Raw genomic sequence first — 17,903 nt, 5'->3', positions numbered from 1 at the left:
CCGGATGGCTCCGGCTACTTCGCCGGCTTGCTGTTGCCGATACTGAAAACGTTTTCACAACCTGTGTCAACTCGTGGCGCCTTCAACCGCGCGTTACACTCTTGCCGTCAGTCGGCCCTGATGGCACAAATCGTGACATGATCCTGAAAACGTTTCCTCAGCCATGACGGTCGGCATCCGCGACGTGGCCCGCGCGGCGGGTGTCTCGACGGCGACGGTGTCGCGGGCGCTCGGCCGCGGCCCGGTGAGCGACGCCCTGCGCGAGCAGGTGGAGGCGGCGGTGCGCGCCACCGGCTATCGGCCGAACCTCTCGGCCCGGCGCCTGCGCTCGCAATCGGCCCAGACGATCGGCCTGATCGTGGCCGACATCCGCAACCCGTTCTTCACGGCGGTGAGCCGGGCGGTGGAAGACGCGGCCTTCGCCTCCGGCATGCGGGTGATCCTCTGCAACACCGACGAGGATCCCGCCCGCGAGGCGATGTATCTGCGCCTGATGGAGGAGGAGCGCGTCACCGGCGTGATCTTCGCGCCGACGAAGGGCACCGCCGATTCGCTGCGCGACCGGCCCCTCGGCTTCCCCGTGGTGCTGATCGACCGGACCGGGCCGCCGGGCACGCATGACAGCGTGGTGCTCGACAATCCCGCGGCGGGCGCCGCCCTCGTCGATCATCTCGTGGCGCAGGGCTACAGCCGGATCGGCGGCCTGTTCGGCTCGACGAGCTCCACCGCCCGCGAGCGCCGGGCCGGCTACGAGGCGGCGATCGCCCGGCACGGCCTCACCCCCGCGATCCGCACCGTCGCGCCGAACGCGGAGGCCGCCGAGGCCGAGGCCCGGCGCTGGCTCGGGGCGGAGGACCGGCCCGAGGCGCTCGTCCTCTCGAACGGCCTGATCCTGATGGGGGCGGTGCGGGCCGCCCGCGCGCAGGGGCTCGCGATCCCGCGGGACCTCGCGCTCGCCGGCTTCGACAACGAGCCCTGGACCGACCTCGTCGAGCCCGGCCTCACCGTGATCGAGCAGCCGGTGGCCGAGATCGGCGCGCAGGCGATGCGCCTGCTCTTCGAGCGGATCGAGAGCCCCGAGCAGCCCGTGCGCAAGGTGATGCTGAGCGGGCGCATGATCGCGCGGGGCTCGACGCAGGCGCGTTGACCCCCGTTTCGGCGGAGATCATCCGCTCGCGGACTTCCCTTCCGCGGCGGCCACGGCATACGGGATGTCGAATCCCGAACCCCGGAGCGTATCCGTGCCCGATGCCGCGGACGGCCTGCCCCTCGTCCTCCTGACCAGCCCGATCCATCCGGAGGCGATGGAGCGGCTCGCAGCCCATGCCCGCGTGGTCGCCGCGCCCGATACGGGCTTCGACACCCTGCGCCGGCTCGCGGCGGATGCGGCCGGCCTGATCGTGCGGGCGCAACTGCCCGACGACATCCTCGACCACGCGCCCGCCTTGCGCGGCATCGTCCGGCACGGGGTCGGGCTCGATTTCGTGCCGATGGCGGCGGCGACCGCGCGCGGCGTGCCGGTGGCGAACCTCCCGGGCAGCAACACCCGGGCGGTGGCGGAATACGTCTTCGCCGCCCTGTTCGAGCTCCGGCGCGGGCTCGGGCGCCTCGACCGCTCCTTGCGCGAGACCGGCTGGCTGCCGGCCAAGACCCGGGCGAACGATTGCGCCGAGATCGGCGGCTCGACGCTCGGGATCCTCGGCCTCGGCGAGATCGGGCACGCCGTGGCGCGCACCGCCTCCGCCGGATTCGGCATGCGCGTGCTGGGCGCCTCGCGCAGCGCCAGCACCTTCGGCGGCCTGGTCGAGCCGGTCTCCGTCGAGGAACTGTTCGAGCGGAGCGACGCGGTGGTGATCGCCTGCCCGCTGACGCCCGAGACCCGCGGCCTCGTGGATGCCGGGCTGATCGGCCGGATGCGGCGGGACGCGGTGCTGATCAACGTGGCGCGCGGCCCGATCGTCGAGGCGGAGGCGCTCGCCGACGCGCTGGAGGGCGGCCGGATCGGCGGCGCGGCCCTCGACGTGTTCGCGGTGCAGCCGCTGCCCGCGGACCATCGCCTGCATGCCTGCCCGAACCTGCTCCTCACCCCGCACGTCGCCGGCACCACCGCGACGAGCCTGCGCACCATGGGCCTCGGCGCGGCCGAGCTGATGCTGGCGATCCTGCGCGGCGAGCGGCCGGCGACCCTGGTCAACCCGGAGATCGACGCGGCCTGACGCCGCCGCGATGCCGACACAGGGGCCGTGCTAGGAAGGCGCCATGCGCGCCGCCCTCCTGCTGCTGCCCCTCCTCGCCGGCCCGGCCCTCGCCGAGACGCCCAAAGGGCCGAGGCCCGCGGGCAGCACGACGATCGCCTGCCCCTCGCTGGCGAATTACCGGCTCCTGATGCGGCAGGCGAAGGATGCGGCGGGCGCCGCGGCGGTGCTGGCCGACCCCAAGGCCGACCATCTCGGCTGCGCCGTGACGGCGCGCGAGGCCGTCACCGGGATCGGCGACCATGTCGCCCTCGACGGCCGGGCCTACGAGTGCCTGAGCCTGCAGACCACGAGCATCTGCCAGTGGACGGAAGCCGGCAGCATCGCCGTGCCCGCCGAGAAGCCCGCCCGCGCCGCCGCGCCGAAACCCGGCGCCGAGCCGGCCAAGCCTAGGCGGTGAGGGCGCCGGGTCGGTAGCGCCCCTCGATCCGGGGCGGCCCGTCGCAGGCCGCGAGCCCCCGCTCGACCAGATCCTCCACATGGGCGAAGACCGAGAGCATCGCCGCTCCCGTCAGCCGCGGGTCGAGCCCCTGGTAGAGCGCCGCGACGATCGTGCGGATGTCGCCGTCGCCGGCCTCGATCCGGCCGCGGATGGCGGCCTCGCGCTGGCGGCGGTGGTGCAGGAGCGCCCGCACGAAGCGGCGCGGCTCGCGCACCGGTCCGCCATGGCCCGGCCAGTAGACCGTCTCCGGCCGGTCGCGCACCCGCTCCAGGGCCGCCATGTAGGCCCGCATCGACCCGTCCGGCGGTGCGACGATGCTGGTGGACCAGGCCATCACGTGGTCGCCCGAGAACAGGGCGTTCTCCTGCGGGAAGGCGAAGGCGAGGTGGTTCATGGTGTGGCCGGGCGTCTCGACGGCCGTGAGGCTCCAGCCTTCCCCCGAGACCGTCTCGCCCTCCGCCAGGATCCGCTCGGGGTCGTGCTCGCGGTCGGCGCTGGCATCGAGGACGGGGAGCTCCCCCTCGGCGAGCGCCCGCGCGGCGCGGTGCGGACCGCAGCCGAGGATCGGCGCGCCGGTGCGGGCGGCAAGCAGCCGCGCCCCCGGGGAATGGTCGCGGTGGGTGTGGGTGACGAGGATGTGGCTCACCCGCTCGCCCGCGAGGTCGGCGAGGAGCGCCTCGACATGGGCGTCGTCCTCGGGGCCCGGATCGATCACCGCCACCGCGCCGCGGCCGACCACGTAGGTGCAGGTGCCGCTCGCGGTGAAGGGCGAGGCGTTGCCGGCCACCCGGCGGCGCACCAGCGGGGTCAGCTGCACGAGTTGGCCCGGCTCCGGCATCGCCGTGTCGAAATCCGGCTGGCCGGCGGCCTCGTCCGCGTCGTCCCGCGCCTGCGTCATCGGCTGCCTCTCAACCCCTTCGGCGCGGACCTACGCCATCGCGCCGGCCCGCACAAACCGGCCGCGATCAGCGCTGGAAGGGGGAGGGGGCCACCACGCGCACGGCCGTGAAGCCCGCGGAGGCGCGCTCGGGGATGCGGAAGCCGATATCGGTGGCCGCGACGCGGATCACGTTCATGCGCTCCTCCCGGCGGAGCGCCAGACGGAAGGCGCGGGCCTGCTCCTCGCGGCGCAGCGCCCCGACGCGGCCCTCGATCTGGCGCCCGAGGCCGCGCGGCAGGCGCGCCGTCCGGTAATCCTCCAAGGCGTAGGCGCCGCTGCCGTCGCGCGTGACCACGCGGGCCGAGTCGCGGGTCGTCACCACGTCGCCGCGCTCCAGCGTCGCGTCGCGGGCGATCGGCAGCGGCGCTGCCCCGTCCGGAGGCTGGCAGGAGCAGTCGGCCACGCGGCGCTGGCGGTAGATGTTGGCGAGCGCCGAAGCCTTGTAGGGCAGGCCCCGCAGGCTCACCGCCTCGTCGAGCTCGGCCGCCCCCTTGGACAGGGTGTAGAGGCTCGTCGGCGCGCCGGGGCAGGCGGCAGCGCAGGCAGCGGCGTGGACGGGCAGGTCGGCACGGCCCTTCAGGTTGCCGATCGGGAACAGGTAGCCGTCGCACATGCGGACGCAGACCGTGCGCTGGCCGGTCCAGCCGTCGGCCATGCGCGCGGCGTAGCGCGTGGCCACGGGGCGCACGGCCGGGCGGCGGTGCCGGCGCACCGAGCCGGATTCGGCGAGGCCCGGCCGCGGCGTCTGCAGCACCGCGCGATGGGTGGCGACGCGGCGCGGATCCGGGAGGTTGACGTAGCGGCTCGGGTGCTCCGGTTTCGGAGCGTGCGCGGGCTGGGTGGGGCCGCGGAAGAGGTCCTCGAGGAAGCCGAACAGGTTGCCGCGCTCCGATGCGTGGACGAGGCTCGACCCGATCGTGACGCTGCCGAGCCCGAGGACCAGACCCGCGAGCGCGGTGCCGAGCATCTGCCGGCGGCTGCCCCCGGAGCCGAGTGCCCGTCCGATCCGCCTGCCGACCGCCATCCGCTCCCCCTCGCCGTGCGGCGCGGCCCATGCTCCGGGTGCGCCAGGCGCAGATCCGTTCGGAACGGGCGCCCGAGCGGGACTTTAAGGAGGCGCGTGCAGGGAAGAGCAAGTTCGGAAAACGACTGATGACCCGCGTCGTCGGCGGTCGAAACGGCTTCGCGCCCGGATCAGAACTGGGTTCGAGACCGGATTACTGCTCGAACCGTCCCGAAACAGGCCGGAGCGTGCCGGGACGGTGCAAGTCGGGGAGTGCTACGCCGGGGACCCTGCCCGAAAACAGGAGGGGATAACGCGCCGCGCGCGGCGCGATCCAGGGATGACGGGCCGCGAACCTCAGCGACCGTCCGGCCGCCGCCGGCTGCGGACGCGCACCGGGACGAGTTGCGCCTGGGGCTGCGGCCGGACGGCATCGAGCACGATCTCGGCGGCGCGCACGATCGCGTCGGTCAGGCTCTCGGCAAGGCGTTCGGCGAGCGCGCGGGCATTTCTCATCGCGGATCTCGTAAATGGCTCCTCGACGGGACGAACGCGGCCGATATGCCGTCCGTTCCGCCCGTCACGTCAGCCAATATGGGCGCATCGTCCTTCCGATGCGAGGGCCTGCGACAGGTGGGCCGATCCCGGGATCGGCCCCGCCGGGACGCGGACGGTGCGCCCGCGCCCGCCGCCCGCCCGCTCGCGACCACTGCATTCGATCGCTGGAACCGAAGTCAAACCTTGGCGTTTCCATGACCAGAAGGCCGCGGGAACGAACCGCGGCGAGACTATCGAAGGACAAGAACATGCTCGGTTGGGCCGTAACATTCCTCGTGGTGGCCCTGGTGGCCGCTCTCCTCGGCTTCGGCGGCATCGCCGGCACGGCGATGGAGGCCGCGAAGCTGGTCTTCTTCGTCGCGATCGTCCTGTTCGCCATCTCGGCCGTGATCGGCCTGATGCGCGGCCGCTCGCCGACATTGTGACGTGACCGCCGGCCGCCGCGCCACGGGCGCGGCGGCCCTATGGATGATCAACAGAACGCCGCGGAATGGGTGAATCGACGGTTGCTCTCCGGCTCAGGCCGGGCTGCCGTCGAGATCCTCCTCGCCCGGCGCGAGCGACGTCTTGCCCTCGCTCGCATCGAGACGGGCGATCAGGTCGCGGAAACGGTCCGGGACGGGCTGCTGCACCACCTGGTCGTACATAGCGCGCAGATGGGTGCCGAGGCGGGTGCGCGTGAAATCGTCGAGCCGCGTGCCGGGCTGGCCTGGGGGCAGGCGCGACTCCGTCGCAGCGGCAGATCGGGCATCCCCATCCACCGGCGCGCCTCCCGACCGGAGGGCCTTCGCCTCATCCTTCATGCACCAACGCCCCCTCTGGTCGGTTCGACCGGACTGCCGCATTGTGTTGCGGCTTGACATACGCCATGGCTGCCTCGGCAACGCCGCGGTCCGGCATCGGTTCCGATATCGGGAGGCCCCCGCCGGAACGGAGCGGGGCCGCCCGCGTTGGGGCGGAAGGCACGCAAGAACACGGCAGCCACAGGGGATCTAATGTCCACATCGCAACTCGTTGTGCAGCACCTGCCCTACCTGCGGCGCTACGCGCGCGCGCTCACGGGCAGCCAGGTGGCGGGTGACGCCTACGTCGCTGCGACGCTGGAGACGCTGGTCAACGAGCCCGAGACCCTCGGGCGCAGCACGAACGTGAAGGCCGACCTGTTCCGCGTGTTCACGCGGATCTGGAACTCGCTCTCGGTCAACGGCCGCAGCGAGCAGGTCCAGCACGATCTGCCGGCCGAGGTCCGGCTCGGCCAGATCACGCCGCTGCCGCGCCAAGCCTTCCTGCTCTCCTGCCTGGAGGGCTTCTCCGAGGAGGACGCGGCGATCATCCTCGACGTCGACGTCTCGGAGGTGCGCGACCTTGTTGACGAGGCCGGCCGGGAGCTCGCCGCGGACATGGCCACCGAGATCCTGATCATCGAGGACGAGCCGCTCATCGCGATGGACCTTGAGGCCCTGGTCGAAGGTCTCGGACACAACGTGATCGGCGTGGCCCGCACCCGCTCGGAGGCGATCAAGATCGCGGGCGAGGGCGGCCACCGCCCCGGCCTGATCCTGGCCGACATCCAGCTCGCGGACGGCTCGTCCGGCCTCGATGCGGTCAACGACCTGTTGAAGACCTTCGAGGTGCCAGTGATCTTCATCACCGCCTATCCGGAGCGCTTCCTCACCGGCGAGCGGCCGGAGCCGGCCTTCCTGATCGCCAAGCCCTTCCAGCCGGCCAACGTCTCGGCGGTGATCAGCCAGGCGCTGTTCTTTCAGCAGACCGCCCGGCGCCGCGAAGCCAAGACGGCCTGAGAATGACGGCCTGAGAATGACGGCCTGAGAATGACGGCCTGAGAAGGCCCGAACCCGATCGGGCGGAGCCTCGGCTTCCCCACCGGATCCGCTCGATCTGCAACAAGCCCCGGCCCGGCCGGGGCTTTTCTTTTGCGGCCCCTCCTCGCGCGCCGGGCGGTGCGCACAAAAAAACGGGCCGGAGAAGGCTCCAGCCCGTCATCGAGGTTCCGGCCGATGCACAAGGGGAATGCGGGGAGGACCAGGTGGCCGGGTGCTCCAGAAACGGGCGGCCTCCGGTAGGGGTTCCCGCGCCACGAAATTTTTCCATAAACTGTGTGCGAAAGGCCACATCTGGACGGGTGTGGACAAACCTGTGTCGCCGCGCACATCGATGGGCATCCCCACCGAATACTGATGTGTTCCGAAGCGGGGCAGTCGTGGAACCCCCGCGCTGAGAAAGCGTTGATAGGACAACCTGTCAAGCTCTCCTTCGGAGGTCGCTGCGATGCTTCGGTCTGGTTTCATTCTGGGCGTGAGTGCACCGGCCGCGATCCTGACCCTGATGGTGCATCCAATGGTCCGCGACGCCGCCGACCGCTGGATCGCCCCGGTCGCGCATGCGGCGCCCGCCTCCATGCCCGCCTCGCTGCCGCTGCCAGGGATGCGCCCGGCTTCGCTGGCGATCAGCCCAACCCGCGTGGCTGGCGTGCCGCGCGTCGAGAGCCGCTCGACCCCAGTCGCGACGCAGGGGATGGAGCCGGCCGAGCGCCCGGCGCTCAGGCAGCCGCGCCGCATCGTGCGCGAGGGTTGCGAGACGGCGCTCAGCGCCCTGGTCGGCCCCGAGGCGCGCCGGATGACGCCGGGCCGGTGCATCTCCTGAGACAACGGGACGGACACATCACTGACGAAGGCCGCCCGATCCCACGGATCGGGCGGCCTTCTTCGTCTTCGAACCCGCGAAGCCCCACCCGCGAAGCCCCATGCGAAAGGGCCCCGCCATCGACGGGGCCCTTTCGCATGGGTGATCAGGTGCGTTAGGCGCGGCGCCCACCCTCAGGCGGGCGCCGCGCAGTCCATGGATGTCACTCTGCGCCGCCGCGGCCGGTACCAGTGGCCTGACCGCCCTTGCGGCCAGCCGAGGAAGCCAGCTCGCGGTCCTGCGAGAACGATCGCTTCTCGGCCGGCACGCTGCGTCCGCCCTTGCTCGCGATCTCTCGCTGCCGCTCGATATCCATGGACGCAAAACCTCGCTTCGAGGTCGAGCCACTCGATGCCATCAGTCCCTCCTCAGGCTTCGCTTCACCTCGACACAACCTTCGCCAGTAACCGATGGTTCCTCCCGGTTCGTTTGGTGCCATCCACGGCAACCGTGACGGTTCTCGTCGGTTGATCGCCCGAGAATGGCATGCCGAGCGCGTGCCGCGGCGCAGCGAAAGCTTGGCCGTGACGAGATCAGGGATGGAACCGATGACCAACCGCGAGATGGCCAAGGGCGCGCTGACGGGAGACCGCGGCCAGCACCCGAACGCGCAAGTCCTGCCGCCGATGCCGGCCGCCGAGGACAGCCGGACGCCGACGACGCAGATCGAGCCGGAGGATTCGCCGCAGCCGAACGCCTCGGCCAAGCGCCGGCCGCCGGAGGAGGGCGAGATCGGGCTCGTCACAAGACGGTGAGCCAAGGACATGGCGGGCTCGGGCCCGATCCGCGGCCGAAGCCCGCCGCGCGCCCGGTCCGCCCGCCTTCCCCTGCACAGGAGCCGCACCGCTCCCCCTGGACAAATCCGGACCCGTCCGCATGGATGCGCGGCAACCGGCAGGACACGCCCGGAGCGACACCATGACCCTCGACACCGAGGTCTCATCCCTGCGGCAGGTGCCGCTGTTCCGCGAGGTCGAGCCCGCGCGGCTGAAGCTGCTCGCCTTCACGAGCGAGCGGGTGCATTTCGAGGCCGGCCAGCGCTTCTTCACCCGCGGCGATCCGGCGGATGCCGCCTACCTGATCCTGGAAGGCGAGGCGGCGGTGAGCCTCGACGGGCCGGCGGGCCCGATCCGCCTGGCGCTGCTCGGCGCCAACGCGCTGGTGGGCGAGATGGGCATCCTCGCCGACCAGCCGCGCTCGGCCACCGTCACGGCCGAGGGGCCGACCACGGCGCTGCGCATCGACCGCGGCGTCTTCCTCGAACTGCTCGCCCAATTCCCGCAGATCAGCATCGCGGTGATGCGCGAGCTCGCGCTACGCCTCGAGCAGACGAACCAGGCCCTCGTGCAGAGCCGCGCCTGAAGGGCGCCCGTCACCCGCCTTCATAGGTGATGAACTCCATCAGCGAGCCGTCGGGATCGCGGAAATAGACGCTGATGCCGGGACCCGCCGCACCGTTGCGCCCCACGGGCCCGCGCTCCACCGGCACGCCGTGGCGGGCGAGATGCGCCATCGCCTCCTCAAGGGTACCGGGCCAGCGGAAGCAGAGATCGCTGCCGCCCGGGCTCACGGGCTTGGCGGCGAGCGGCTCGGCGACGACGCCCGGCCCGTGGCAATTGAGCTGTATGCCGCCGAAGCGGAAGGCGACGGCCGCGCCGCGCTCGATCACCTCCGCTCCGAGCACGTCCCGGTAGAAAGCGGTGGAGCGCGCCCACTCGGTGACATGGATGACGCAATGGTCGAGATGGATCGCCGGCCGGGTCGGGATCTCGGTCGCGGGCAGGGCGGGCTCCCCCTCTGGCAAGGTCTCGACATCGGGCATGGCGGCTCTCCGGCTCGTTCCGTCCGGACAAGATAGGGCGCGAGAACGGGCGCGGCGCGGCCAAGGTGCGTCCGGCGCTTCACCGGGGCCTGCGACCCAAAAGCTACATCGCGGCCGGGGGTCAGAGGGTAGTCAGGGCCCTTGACGCGCCCCGTCCGGGCGGGCCGGAGCCGGCCCGCGGGCGGCCCGCGCGAAGGACGAGACCAGCCCCAGGGACCCTTTCATGCCGACCCGCCGCACCCTTCTCGCCGTCGTGCCGCTCGCGGCCTGCCAGCAGAGCCGCGGCCCCGTGCAGGTGTCGGCGGCCGACGAAGAGGCGGCCTGGTACATCGGCACGAAGCCCGACAAGCCCTACGACGTGCCCCTGGTCGATACCGGCCGGCTCGACCCGAAATACCGCCGGCAGATCGTGAGCTATACCGGCCCCGAGAAGCCCGGCACCATCGTGGTCGACATCGACGAGCGCCAGCTCACCCTGGTCCAGGCCGAGGGCAGCGCGGTCCGCTACGGCGTCGGCGTGGGCAAGCTCGGCTTCTCCTGGAAGGGCGAGGCCCGGGTCGGGCGCAAGGGCGTCTGGCCGGACTGGAGCCCGACCACGACCATGGTCTCGCTCAACCCCGACCTGCCGCGCACCCGCAAGGGCGGCGTCGACAACCCGCTCGGCGCGCGCGCGCTCTATCTCTACCAGGGCGACCGCGACATCCTGTTCCGCATCCACGGCACCAACGAGCCCTGGAGCATCGGCGAGCAGATGTCCTCGGGCTGCGTCCGCATGCTCAACGAGGACATCGTCGACCTCTTCGAGCGCGTGCCCGTGGGCACGCGGGTCCTGGTGAAGCGGAACGGCAAGTACCGGGTGTAGGGCGCTCTTAGCCGAAGCGGATACCGGTTCGGCGAAAGAGAGCGCGTCGCAACAAGGTGAGAGGGCACCTATCCCGCCCGCTCGGGGCCCTCCGTGAAGTCCCGCCACAGCAGCATGAGGGCCGCCATCACCGCCGGCCCGACGAAGAGGCCGAGGAGCCCGAAGCTCTCGACACCGCCGAGGATGCCGAGCAGCACCCAGAGGAAGGGCAGCTTGGTCGTGCCCCCGATCAGCACGGGGCGCACGAAGTGGTCGGCCACGAAGGTGACGACGAGGCCAGCCCCGACGATCACCAGGGCCGCCACCGTCTGCCCCTGGGCCAGGACGAGCAGCGCCGCGAGGCCGAAGGCGACGGGCGCGCCGAAAGGGATCATCGCGGCGACCGCAGTGAAGGCGCCGAACAGGACCGGGTGCGGCACCCCCGCGAAGACGTAGACCAGCCCGAGCAGCACGCCCTCGCCGAGGCCGACGAGGACCAGCCCGTCCACCGTGCCGTGGACCGAGGCCACCATCTGCCGGCCGACCCGCTCGCCGCGCCGCCCGAACAGGCGGTTGCAGGCGGTGAGCGCCTGATTCCGCACCGTGTCGCGGTCGCGGAACAGGAAGAACAGGGCGACGAGGCTGAAGCCGAACAGCACGGCACGGTGCACCACCTCCCGGCCGAGATTGCGCGAGAGCCCGGCGGCGCGGCCCGCGTCGAAGCGGTGGAGCAGGTCCGAGGCCGCCTCCGGATGGCCGAGCGTATCGGTCCACCATGCCCTGGCCTGTTCGGCGCCGAAGGGCAGGCGGTTCAGGAAGTCCGGGGCCGGGATGCCCTCGCGCTGGGCGGTGCGGGCGAACGCGATCACGTCGTGCGCCTCGCGCGCCGCCTGCACGGCGAGGACGACGAGGGGCACCAGGAAGACGAGGGCGACGAGCAGCGTGGCGAGGCCGGGGAGCAGGAGGTTGTGCCGGTCGCGCGGCAGGCGGCGCTCGGCACGGTCGTAAAGCGGCCCCAGCGCGATCGCCAGCACCACCGCCCAGGCCAGCGCCGGCAGGAACTCGCGCAGGATCCACAGGCCGAGCACCGCCAGCGCCAGGACGAGGGCGACGCGCGCGGCCCCCTGCGCGCGCGGGCTCTCGGTCGGGGCCGCCGCACCGGGATCCCGCTCCGCCGGCAGGCCCGGCTCGGCCACGTCGCGCCGCACGAGATCCACGGGATACGCCTCCACTGAACGATCGCTCATCTAGGACGCCTCCCGGCCGCCTGGAATGGCGGGGAGAGCGGGGAGCGCCGATCCCCTCTTCACGAAACCGACACGGTTGCCCGTCCGGACCCCCTCGTGTAGAGGTCGCGCCCATCCGAAGGGCCCTCCCGCGAGGCCCTGCACCGCGACGGCTCGCCCGGACGGGGGCGCCGGCCCCGGCGCCGACCGCCATGCCGGCCCCGTCGCGGCGTCAGAACGATGAGAGTCGGCGAGAACGCATGTCTGAGCCCCAAACCGGCAGCACGGCCACCTTCGAGCGCGTGGCCGACATCATAGCCGAGACCGCCGACATCCCGCGCGAGAAGATCACGCCCGAGAGCCACGCCATCGACGACCTCGGCATCGACAGCCTCGCCTTCCTCGACATCGCCTTCGCGGTGGACAAGGCCTTCGGGATCAAGCTGCCGCTGGAGCGCTGGACCCAGGAGGTCAACGAGGGCAAGGTCCCGGCCGAGGAGTACTTCGTGCTGAAGAACCTCTGCGCCCGCATCGACGCCCTGGTGGCCGAGAAGGCCGCCAAGGCCTGATTCCCGGCCGACCATCCTTGCCAGAAGTCCTGCCATGCGCCTCGAATATTTCGAGATGATCGATTCCGTCCGGCATCTCGACCGGGCGGCGGGACGGATCGAGGCGCTGGCCCGGGTGCCCGAGGCGAGCCCGGTCTTCGAGGGCCATTTCCCCGGCTACCCGCTGGTGCCGGGCGTCCTGCTCACCGAGACCATGGCGCAGGCCTCCGGCTACCTGATCCTGGCCCATCTCGACTTCGCGTCGATGCCCTTCCTGATGGCGGTGGACAAGGCGCGCTTCCGCAACTTCGTCGGCCCCGGGGCCGAGCTCACCGTGGAGGCGAGCCTCGTGCATGACGGCTCCGGCTACGCGGTGACCAAGGCGGCGATCCGGGTCGAGGGCAAGGCGCTCGCCGACGCGGAGCTGCGCTTCCGCACCATGCCCTTCCCGAATGGGCTCGACGCACCGATGCGCGAGCGCGCCCGCAGCATCGGGCTTCTCGACGGAGCCGCCGCGTGAGCCGGGACGTCGTCGTCACGGGCCTCGGCCTCGTCTCCTGCGCCGGCGAGGGGGTCTCCGCCCATCTCGCCGCCTACGATGCGGGCGGCGCGCCGCCGACCGATGCGGAGCGCTTCGCGCCCTATCCTGTCCATCCCGCGCCCGCGCTGACCTGGGACGGGCAGATCCCGAAGAAGTCCGACCAGCGGCAGATGGAGCCGTGGCAGCGCCTCGGCGTCTATGCGGCGGGGCTCGCCCTCGACGCGGCCGGCGTGAAGGACGACGCCGCCTTCAAGCAGGGCCTGCACCTCGTGGTCTCGGCCGGCGGCGGCGAGCGCGACTACGCAGTGGACGGAGCGATCCTGACCGGCCTGCGCGGGACGAACGAGGCCGGCCCCTACCTGAACGAGCGGCTGCAGAACGATCTGCGCCCGACCCTGTTCCTGGCCCAGCTCTCCAACCTGCTCGCCGGCAACATCGCCATCGTGCACGGGGTCACGGGCGCCTCGCGCACCTTCATGGGCGAGGAGGCGGCCGGCGTCGACGCGCTGCGCATCGGCGCCGCGCGGGTGGCCTCCGGCCAGATCGACGCGGTGCTGGTCGGCGGCTCCTACAATGCCGAGCGGCCCGACGTGCTCGTGATCCACGAGATGGGCGGCTACCTGCGCCGCGGCGCCTACGCGCCGGTCTTCGAGCGCGCGGATACGCCGGGCTTCATCCTGGGAAGCTGCGCCGCCTTCCTGATGCTGGAGGCCGCCGAGACGGCCGCCGCCCGGGGCGCCCGGGCGCTCGCCCGCCTCGCCCCGGTGGCGAGCGACCTGACCCGGCGCGGCCCGGGCAGCGCGGGCGCCAGCCTCGAAACGCTCTGGGGCCAGGCCGGCGTCGCGAAGCCGGAAGCGGTACTCTCCGGCGCCACCGGCGTCGCATCGGTCACCGCCGAGGAGGCGGAGGCGCTCGCCCGGCTCGCTCCCGGCGCGCCGATCCGCGCCCTCGGCGACCTGATCGGCCACGGGCTCGAGGTCACCGCCCCCTTCGGCGCGGCGCTCGCCGCCGCCCTGGTGGCCGAGCGCGGCCTCGGCGAGGTCGCGGTCACCGCGATCGGCCATCGTCGCGGCGAGGGCGTCCTGCGGGTCCTGGCGGCTTAGAGCGCTCTCAAGCCGAAATGGACACCGGTTCGGCGCAAGAGAGCGCGTCGAGACGAGGATCTCAGCGCAGGGCGGGACCGAGGGCCGCCACGGGGGCCCGGTCGCCTGCGGGCGCCGCCGCCGGATCGGCCCGCAGCACGCCCTCGTAGACGCCCTCCAGCCCGTCGAGATGCCGGTCGAGGGTGAGAGGATCGGCCCAGAACAGGTCGTAGGCCGCATCCGCCATGCTCCGGGCGGTGGAATCGTCGGCGAGGCGGCGGAGCGAGGCGGCCAGCGCGTCCGGGTCGCCGGAGCGGAACCAGAGGCCGCTCACCCCGTCCCGCACCGCCTCGCGGCCGGCGCAGACGTCGCTGACGATGACCGGCGTTCCCATGGCGAGGGATTCGAGCACCGTGAGCGGCTGGCCCTCGTACCAGACGGAGGGGAAGACCAGGGCGCGGGCGGCGCGCATCAGCGTCTTGACCTCGGCGGGGTCCTTCCAGCCGAGCATGCGCGCTTCCGGGTAGCGCTCCGCAATCTCGGCGGCCTGCGGCCCGTCGCCGACGAAGACGGCCTGCAACCCCGCCCGGCGCGCAGCCTCGGCGAAGAGGAGGGGGCCCTTCTCCGGCGAGATGCGGCCGACGAAGACGAAGTCGCCGGGTGTTCCCGCGCCCTTGCGGCCGAGGGGCTCGGCATCGATCGGATTGCCGACCTCGGCGTAGCGCGCGTCTCGCGGCAGATAGGGCAGGATCGCCTCCCGCTGCAGGCGGCTGATCGTGATGATCGCCTGCGGGCTCTCGGGCAGGCCGGTCTCCTGCATCAGCCAGTGGCGGCCGACGCGCATCAGCTTGCGGGCGTAGCTGCGCGAATCGCAGTTGTGGCCGATACAGGACAGCGAGCCGGGCTTGCGCGAGCAGGGCGCCGCGGTCTGGTAGTCGTAGAAGCCGCCATTCGGGCAGGCGAGATAGTATTCGTGCATGGTGAAGACCACGGGCAGGCCGCAGGCGCGCAGCACCGGCCCGATCGAGGGCGAGAGCGCCTTGGCCCAGCCATGGACGTGGACCACGCTCTCGCGCGGATCGAGCCCGGCGAGCAGCGTGCGGAGCTGCGCCGCCGCCGGCCCGTTCCAGAGCCATTGCACGCCGAACCGCGCGAGCGAGCTCGTGCGGGTGACGTCGGTCTGGCCGGTGAGCACCACCGCGATGCCGGCTTGCGCAAGCCGCGGATCGGCCGGCCCGACTGCGGCGAAGACGGTGACGGCATGGCCGCGGGAAGCCAGTCCCAGCGCGCTCTCCACCACCACCTTGGCCTGGCCGCCGTTGATATAGGCGTGGTCGGCGACGAGGACGACGTGCATGGAGCGGGATCCTGCCTGCGGGACCCGCGTGACGGGCCTGCCGCCGACCCTCCGGGATCCGGCTCAAGACTCCGCAAAGATTGAGGGTTAACGGGCCGGCTCGCCGCCCTACCCGAACTGCTCGCGCAGGATGCGCTCGTCGAGGCTGTGACCGGGATCGTGGAGCAGGACGAGGTTGGTGGCCTCGTCGAGCCAGGTCTCGACGGTGCGCACGCGGCGGAACTCGGTGTGGTCGGCCACCGCCGCGACGGGGCGGTGGGCCGCCTCCAGCACCTCGACGCGGATGCGGGCGTAATCGGGCAGCAGCGCCCCGCGCCAACGCCGGGGCCGGAAGGCCGAGATCGGGGTGAGGGCGAGAAGCCTGGCGTGCAGCGGCAGGATCGGCCCGCCGACCGAGAGGTTGTAGGCGGTCGAGCCCGCGGCGGTGGCGCAGAGCACCCCGTCGGCGATCAGTTCCTCCAGCCGGACATGGCCGTCCACCGAGATCCGGAGCTTGGCGGTCTGGTGGGTCTGGCGCAGCAGGTAGACCTCGTTGATCGCCCGCGCGGTGTGCTCCCGCCCCTCGGTGTCCACGGCCTGCATCAGGAGCGGGTGGACCACGCTGCGATGGGACGCCGCCAGGCGCTCCAGCAGGTCGTCGTTGCGGTACTCGTTCATCAGGAAGCCGACGGTGCCGCGGTTCATCCCGTAGATCGGCTTGCCGACATCCATGAAGCGGTGCAGGGCCTGCAGCATCAGGCCGTCGCCGCCGAGCGCCACCACCACGTCCGCCTCTTCCGGCGTCACGTGGTCGTAGCGGCGCATCAGGGTGGCGGCGGCCGCCCGCGCCTCGGCGGTCGGGCTCGCGATGAAGGCGATCTTCTGGAAGCGCATGCCCGACGGATCCGAAACCCTCGACCCAGGCGCCCCGTTGACGCCGGCTCCCACCCGGGCCTCATTCACGACCCGTAACAACCGAGGAAGAGCCATAGCATGGAGCGCGTGCTTCTGGTCTATACCACCTTCGCCGATGCGGAGACGGCGCTGGATATCGGCGAGGGCCTGGTGCGCGACCGCCTCGCCGCCTGCGTGAACGTGCTGCCCGGAATGCGCTCGGTCTATGCCTGGAAGGGCACGGTGGAGCGCGGCGCCGAGGTGGTGGCGATCGTGAAAAGCCGGGACTCGCTTCGCGAGCCGCTCGCCGCGGCCCTGAAGGCGCGCCACCCCTACGAGACCCCGATCATCCTGCCCCTGCCCGTCGCCGAGGCCGACCCGGACACGCTGGCCTGGATCCTCTCCGAGACCGGCGCCTGAAGTCCCGAGGATCCAAGGGGATCATCCCCTTGGTGGGGTCTCGGGGCGAAGCCCTGAGGGTGGCTTCCCCCACCAGGGCTCCGCCCTGGACCCGCCAAAGGGGTGACCCCTTTGGGATCCCGGATCTCACGCCCGCAGATGCGCGACGAAGTCCCGGGCGAAGGCGGGCAGCGCCTCGAGGTCGCGCAGGCACAGGGTGAGCTCGCGGGCGGCCCAGGGGTCGACCAGGGGCACCACGGCGATGTCGAGGCCGCGGGCGGCGCGGCGCGCCGTGCTCTCGGGTACGATGCCGAGCCCGACCCGGGCATCGGCCAGCCGGCAGACCGCGTCGAAGCCGCGCAGCTGCACGCGCAGGCGCATCACCCGGCCGATCCGGGCGGCGCGCTCGGCCAGGAACCGGGTGATGGCACTCGCGCGGTCGAGGCCGACGAGGTCGTGGTCGAGCACCTCGCCGAAGGTGAGGGCGGTCCGGCGCGCCACCGGATGGCCGTGGCCGGCCACCACCACGAAGCGGTCCTTGCGGAACGGGTAGGTCTGGAGCGTGCCGGTATCGACGGTGCCCGACAGGATGCCGAGATCGGCCGCGCCCTCAGCCACCAGCCCGACGATCTCGTCCGAGGTGTGCTCGTCGATGTCGACGCTGACGCCGGGATTGGCCGCGAGATAGGCCGAGAGGGCCTCGGGCAGGAATTCGGTGAGGGCGTTGGTGTTGGCGAGCACCCGGATCTGCCCGACCGTGCCGCCCGAGAAGGCCGAGAGCTCGGTCTGCATCCGCTCGATCGCCGCGAGCAGGCCGCGCGCATGGGCGAGGAGGGCGCGGCCCGCCGGGGTCGGGGTGACGCCGAGGCGGTTGCGGGTGAGGAGGGCGGCGCCCAGGCTCTCCTCCAGCCCGCGGATGCGCGTCGAGGCCGCGGCCAGCGCGAGGTTCGCCCGCGCCGCCCCGTGGGTGATCGACCCGGCCTCGACCACGTGCCGGAACAGGGACAGGTCCACGAGGTCGAAGCGCATCATCGGGCGGGCTCCAGCATCCGCGGGCGGCGAAGCCTGCGCGAGGCCCTGGCTGGCGGGGCAGGGGGGTTTTGGCAAGGGGCGGCGGGGTCGCCCCCTCTGCGGGGAGGGGAGCGACGGTTCCAGACGGGGCGCGGGTCCCTCTCCCGTTCGGGAGAGGGGGCCTGTCGTGGTTCGCATATGCTTTCGGCCCCGCGCGGATTGTCCGCCGGGGGCATGGCTGGCGCGGTCGGGGTGACGCGGGACGCCGCGGAGCCCTGAACGCAACGTTGCAAAGCCGGCTC

The 17,903-nt window shown here is 72.3% G+C and carries 23 protein-coding genes; 13 read left to right on the top strand and 10 right to left on the bottom strand.

What is annotated here, in order from left to right:
• Positions 1 to 163 precede the first annotated feature (163 nt).
• The 3 genes from MTDSW087_RS21770 (at position 164) to MTDSW087_RS21760 (ending at position 2,655) form a co-directional block, all read left to right on the top strand.
• On the top strand, positions 164 to 1,147 hold the full coding sequence (locus tag MTDSW087_RS21770; RefSeq protein ID WP_144766976.1) for a LacI family DNA-binding transcriptional regulator: 984 nt from the start codon (positions 164 to 166) through the stop codon (positions 1,145 to 1,147).
• 94 nt (positions 1,148 to 1,241) lie between these two features.
• The gene (locus MTDSW087_RS21765) at positions 1,242 to 2,216 is read left to right on the top strand and encodes a hydroxyacid dehydrogenase (protein ID WP_238179345.1); all 975 of its coding nucleotides are present in this window, start codon (positions 1,242 to 1,244) and stop codon (positions 2,214 to 2,216) included.
• Between the two features lie 43 nt (positions 2,217 to 2,259).
• Positions 2,260 to 2,655, top strand: a complete 396-nt coding sequence (locus MTDSW087_RS21760; RefSeq protein WP_144766974.1) for a hypothetical protein — start codon at positions 2,260 to 2,262, stop codon at positions 2,653 to 2,655.
• Here MTDSW087_RS21760 and MTDSW087_RS21755 read toward each other — a convergent pair.
• From MTDSW087_RS21755 to MTDSW087_RS30345, 3 genes are all read right to left on the bottom strand, one after another.
• Positions 2,645 to 3,535 (bottom strand): MBL fold metallo-hydrolase, encoded by an 891-nt coding sequence (locus MTDSW087_RS21755; protein WP_373322009.1) that lies wholly within the window; start codon positions 3,533 to 3,535, stop codon positions 2,645 to 2,647. The genes MTDSW087_RS21760 and MTDSW087_RS21755 overlap by 11 nt on opposite strands.
• A gap of 127 nt (positions 3,536 to 3,662) precedes the next feature.
• Positions 3,663 to 4,661 carry a DUF2865 domain-containing protein gene (locus MTDSW087_RS21750; protein WP_144766972.1) on the bottom strand — a complete coding sequence of 333 codons (999 nt, stop codon included), beginning with the start codon at positions 4,659 to 4,661 and terminating at the stop codon, positions 3,663 to 3,665.
• A gap of 336 nt (positions 4,662 to 4,997) precedes the next feature.
• Positions 4,998 to 5,156: a hypothetical protein gene (locus tag MTDSW087_RS30345; protein ID WP_186383949.1), complete on the bottom strand. Its 159-nt coding sequence runs from the start codon at positions 5,154 to 5,156 to the stop codon at positions 4,998 to 5,000.
• Between the two features lie 290 nt (positions 5,157 to 5,446).
• On the opposite strand from MTDSW087_RS30345, the gene MTDSW087_RS21745 reads away from it, so the two are divergent.
• Entirely contained in the window at positions 5,447 to 5,623 is a 177-nt protein-coding gene (locus MTDSW087_RS21745) for a DUF1328 domain-containing protein (protein ID WP_003599466.1), read from the top strand.
• A gap of 93 nt (positions 5,624 to 5,716) precedes the next feature.
• Here MTDSW087_RS21745 and MTDSW087_RS21740 read toward each other — a convergent pair whose 3' ends face one another.
• On the bottom strand, positions 5,717 to 5,959 hold the full coding sequence (locus MTDSW087_RS21740; protein ID WP_373322008.1) for a NepR family anti-sigma factor: 243 nt from the start codon (positions 5,957 to 5,959) through the stop codon (positions 5,717 to 5,719).
• Positions 5,960 to 6,193: 234 nt separating this feature from the next.
• Here MTDSW087_RS21740 and MTDSW087_RS21735 point away from each other — a divergent pair, with 234 nt between their 5' ends.
• Together MTDSW087_RS21735 and MTDSW087_RS21730 are read left to right on the top strand one after the other, a co-directional pair.
• Entirely contained in the window at positions 6,194 to 7,000 is an 807-nt protein-coding gene (locus MTDSW087_RS21735) for a response regulator (protein WP_144766971.1), read from the top strand.
• Positions 7,001 to 7,487: 487 nt separating this feature from the next.
• Entirely contained in the window at positions 7,488 to 7,862 is a 375-nt protein-coding gene (locus MTDSW087_RS21730) for a hypothetical protein (protein ID WP_144766970.1), read from the top strand.
• 202 nt (positions 7,863 to 8,064) lie between these two features.
• Here MTDSW087_RS21730 and MTDSW087_RS21725 read toward each other — a convergent pair whose 3' ends face one another.
• Positions 8,065 to 8,259 (bottom strand): con-10 family general stress protein, encoded by a 195-nt coding sequence (locus MTDSW087_RS21725; protein WP_142585180.1) that lies wholly within the window; start codon positions 8,257 to 8,259, stop codon positions 8,065 to 8,067.
• A 181-nt stretch (positions 8,260 to 8,440) separates the two neighbouring features.
• Between MTDSW087_RS21725 and MTDSW087_RS21720 the strand changes: the two genes are divergently transcribed.
• Positions 8,441 to 8,656, top strand: a complete 216-nt coding sequence (locus MTDSW087_RS21720; RefSeq protein ID WP_306421694.1) for a hypothetical protein — start codon at positions 8,441 to 8,443, stop codon at positions 8,654 to 8,656.
• 163 nt (positions 8,657 to 8,819) lie between these two features.
• Positions 8,820 to 9,263, top strand: a complete 444-nt coding sequence (locus MTDSW087_RS21715) for a Crp/Fnr family transcriptional regulator (RefSeq protein WP_144766969.1) — start codon at positions 8,820 to 8,822, stop codon at positions 9,261 to 9,263.
• 10 nt (positions 9,264 to 9,273) lie between these two features.
• Here MTDSW087_RS21715 and MTDSW087_RS21710 read toward each other — a convergent pair whose 3' ends face one another.
• Positions 9,274 to 9,723 carry a VOC family protein gene (locus tag MTDSW087_RS21710; protein WP_144766968.1) on the bottom strand — a complete coding sequence of 150 codons (450 nt, stop codon included), beginning with the start codon at positions 9,721 to 9,723 and terminating at the stop codon, positions 9,274 to 9,276.
• A 223-nt stretch (positions 9,724 to 9,946) separates the two neighbouring features.
• Here MTDSW087_RS21710 and MTDSW087_RS21705 point away from each other — a divergent pair, with 223 nt between their 5' ends.
• Positions 9,947 to 10,585 (top strand): L,D-transpeptidase, encoded by a 639-nt coding sequence (locus MTDSW087_RS21705; RefSeq protein ID WP_144766967.1) that lies wholly within the window; start codon positions 9,947 to 9,949, stop codon positions 10,583 to 10,585.
• Between the two features lie 68 nt (positions 10,586 to 10,653).
• Here MTDSW087_RS21705 and MTDSW087_RS21700 read toward each other — a convergent pair whose 3' ends face one another.
• A complete protein-coding gene (locus tag MTDSW087_RS21700) occupies positions 10,654 to 11,811 on the bottom strand; it encodes an AI-2E family transporter (protein ID WP_144766966.1) in 1,158 nt (385 codons plus the stop codon).
• 239 nt (positions 11,812 to 12,050) lie between these two features.
• On the opposite strand from MTDSW087_RS21700, the gene MTDSW087_RS21695 reads away from it, so the two are divergent.
• Genes MTDSW087_RS21695 through MTDSW087_RS21685 form a run of 3 tightly spaced genes read left to right on the top strand, consistent with a single transcriptional unit; the run spans position 12,051 to position 13,982 of the window.
• Entirely contained in the window at positions 12,051 to 12,359 is a 309-nt protein-coding gene (locus tag MTDSW087_RS21695) for an acyl carrier protein (RefSeq protein WP_142585174.1), read from the top strand.
• A 34-nt stretch (positions 12,360 to 12,393) separates the two neighbouring features.
• Complete coding sequence (locus MTDSW087_RS21690; protein WP_144766965.1) at positions 12,394 to 12,858, top strand: 3-hydroxyacyl-ACP dehydratase FabZ family protein; 465 nt, start codon at positions 12,394 to 12,396, stop codon at positions 12,856 to 12,858.
• The gene (locus tag MTDSW087_RS21685) at positions 12,855 to 13,982 is read left to right on the top strand and encodes a beta-ketoacyl-ACP synthase (RefSeq protein ID WP_144766964.1); all 1,128 of its coding nucleotides are present in this window, start codon (positions 12,855 to 12,857) and stop codon (positions 13,980 to 13,982) included. Before MTDSW087_RS21690 ends, MTDSW087_RS21685 begins: the two co-directional genes overlap by 4 nt.
• A 61-nt stretch (positions 13,983 to 14,043) precedes the next feature.
• Here the strand turns inward: MTDSW087_RS21685 and MTDSW087_RS21680 are convergent, their stop codons facing one another.
• The gene (locus MTDSW087_RS21680; protein WP_144766963.1) at positions 14,044 to 15,318 is read right to left on the bottom strand and encodes a glycosyltransferase family 4 protein; all 1,275 of its coding nucleotides are present in this window, start codon (positions 15,316 to 15,318) and stop codon (positions 14,044 to 14,046) included.
• 108 nt (positions 15,319 to 15,426) lie between these two features.
• The gene (locus MTDSW087_RS21675; RefSeq protein WP_144766962.1) at positions 15,427 to 16,191 is read right to left on the bottom strand and encodes an NAD kinase; all 765 of its coding nucleotides are present in this window, start codon (positions 16,189 to 16,191) and stop codon (positions 15,427 to 15,429) included.
• Positions 16,192 to 16,290: 99 nt separating this feature from the next.
• Between MTDSW087_RS21675 and cutA the strand changes: the two genes are divergently transcribed.
• Entirely contained in the window at positions 16,291 to 16,611 is a 321-nt protein-coding gene (gene cutA / locus MTDSW087_RS21670; RefSeq protein WP_144766961.1) for a divalent-cation tolerance protein CutA, read from the top strand.
• A 126-nt stretch (positions 16,612 to 16,737) separates the two neighbouring features.
• Here cutA and MTDSW087_RS21665 read toward each other — a convergent pair whose 3' ends face one another.
• Positions 16,738 to 17,622, bottom strand: coding sequence for a LysR family transcriptional regulator (locus tag MTDSW087_RS21665; RefSeq protein WP_186383947.1), 885 nt, complete (start codon positions 17,620 to 17,622; stop codon positions 16,738 to 16,740).
• Positions 17,623 to 17,903 lie beyond the last annotated feature (281 nt).

Origin of the sequence: Methylobacterium dankookense, from assembly GCF_902141855.1 — a bacterium.
Taxonomy (GTDB): domain Bacteria; phylum Pseudomonadota; class Alphaproteobacteria; order Rhizobiales; family Beijerinckiaceae; genus Methylobacterium; species Methylobacterium dankookense.
The sequence above is the reverse complement of the archived record's forward strand: the minus strand, read 5'-3'. Positions and strand labels throughout refer to the sequence as shown.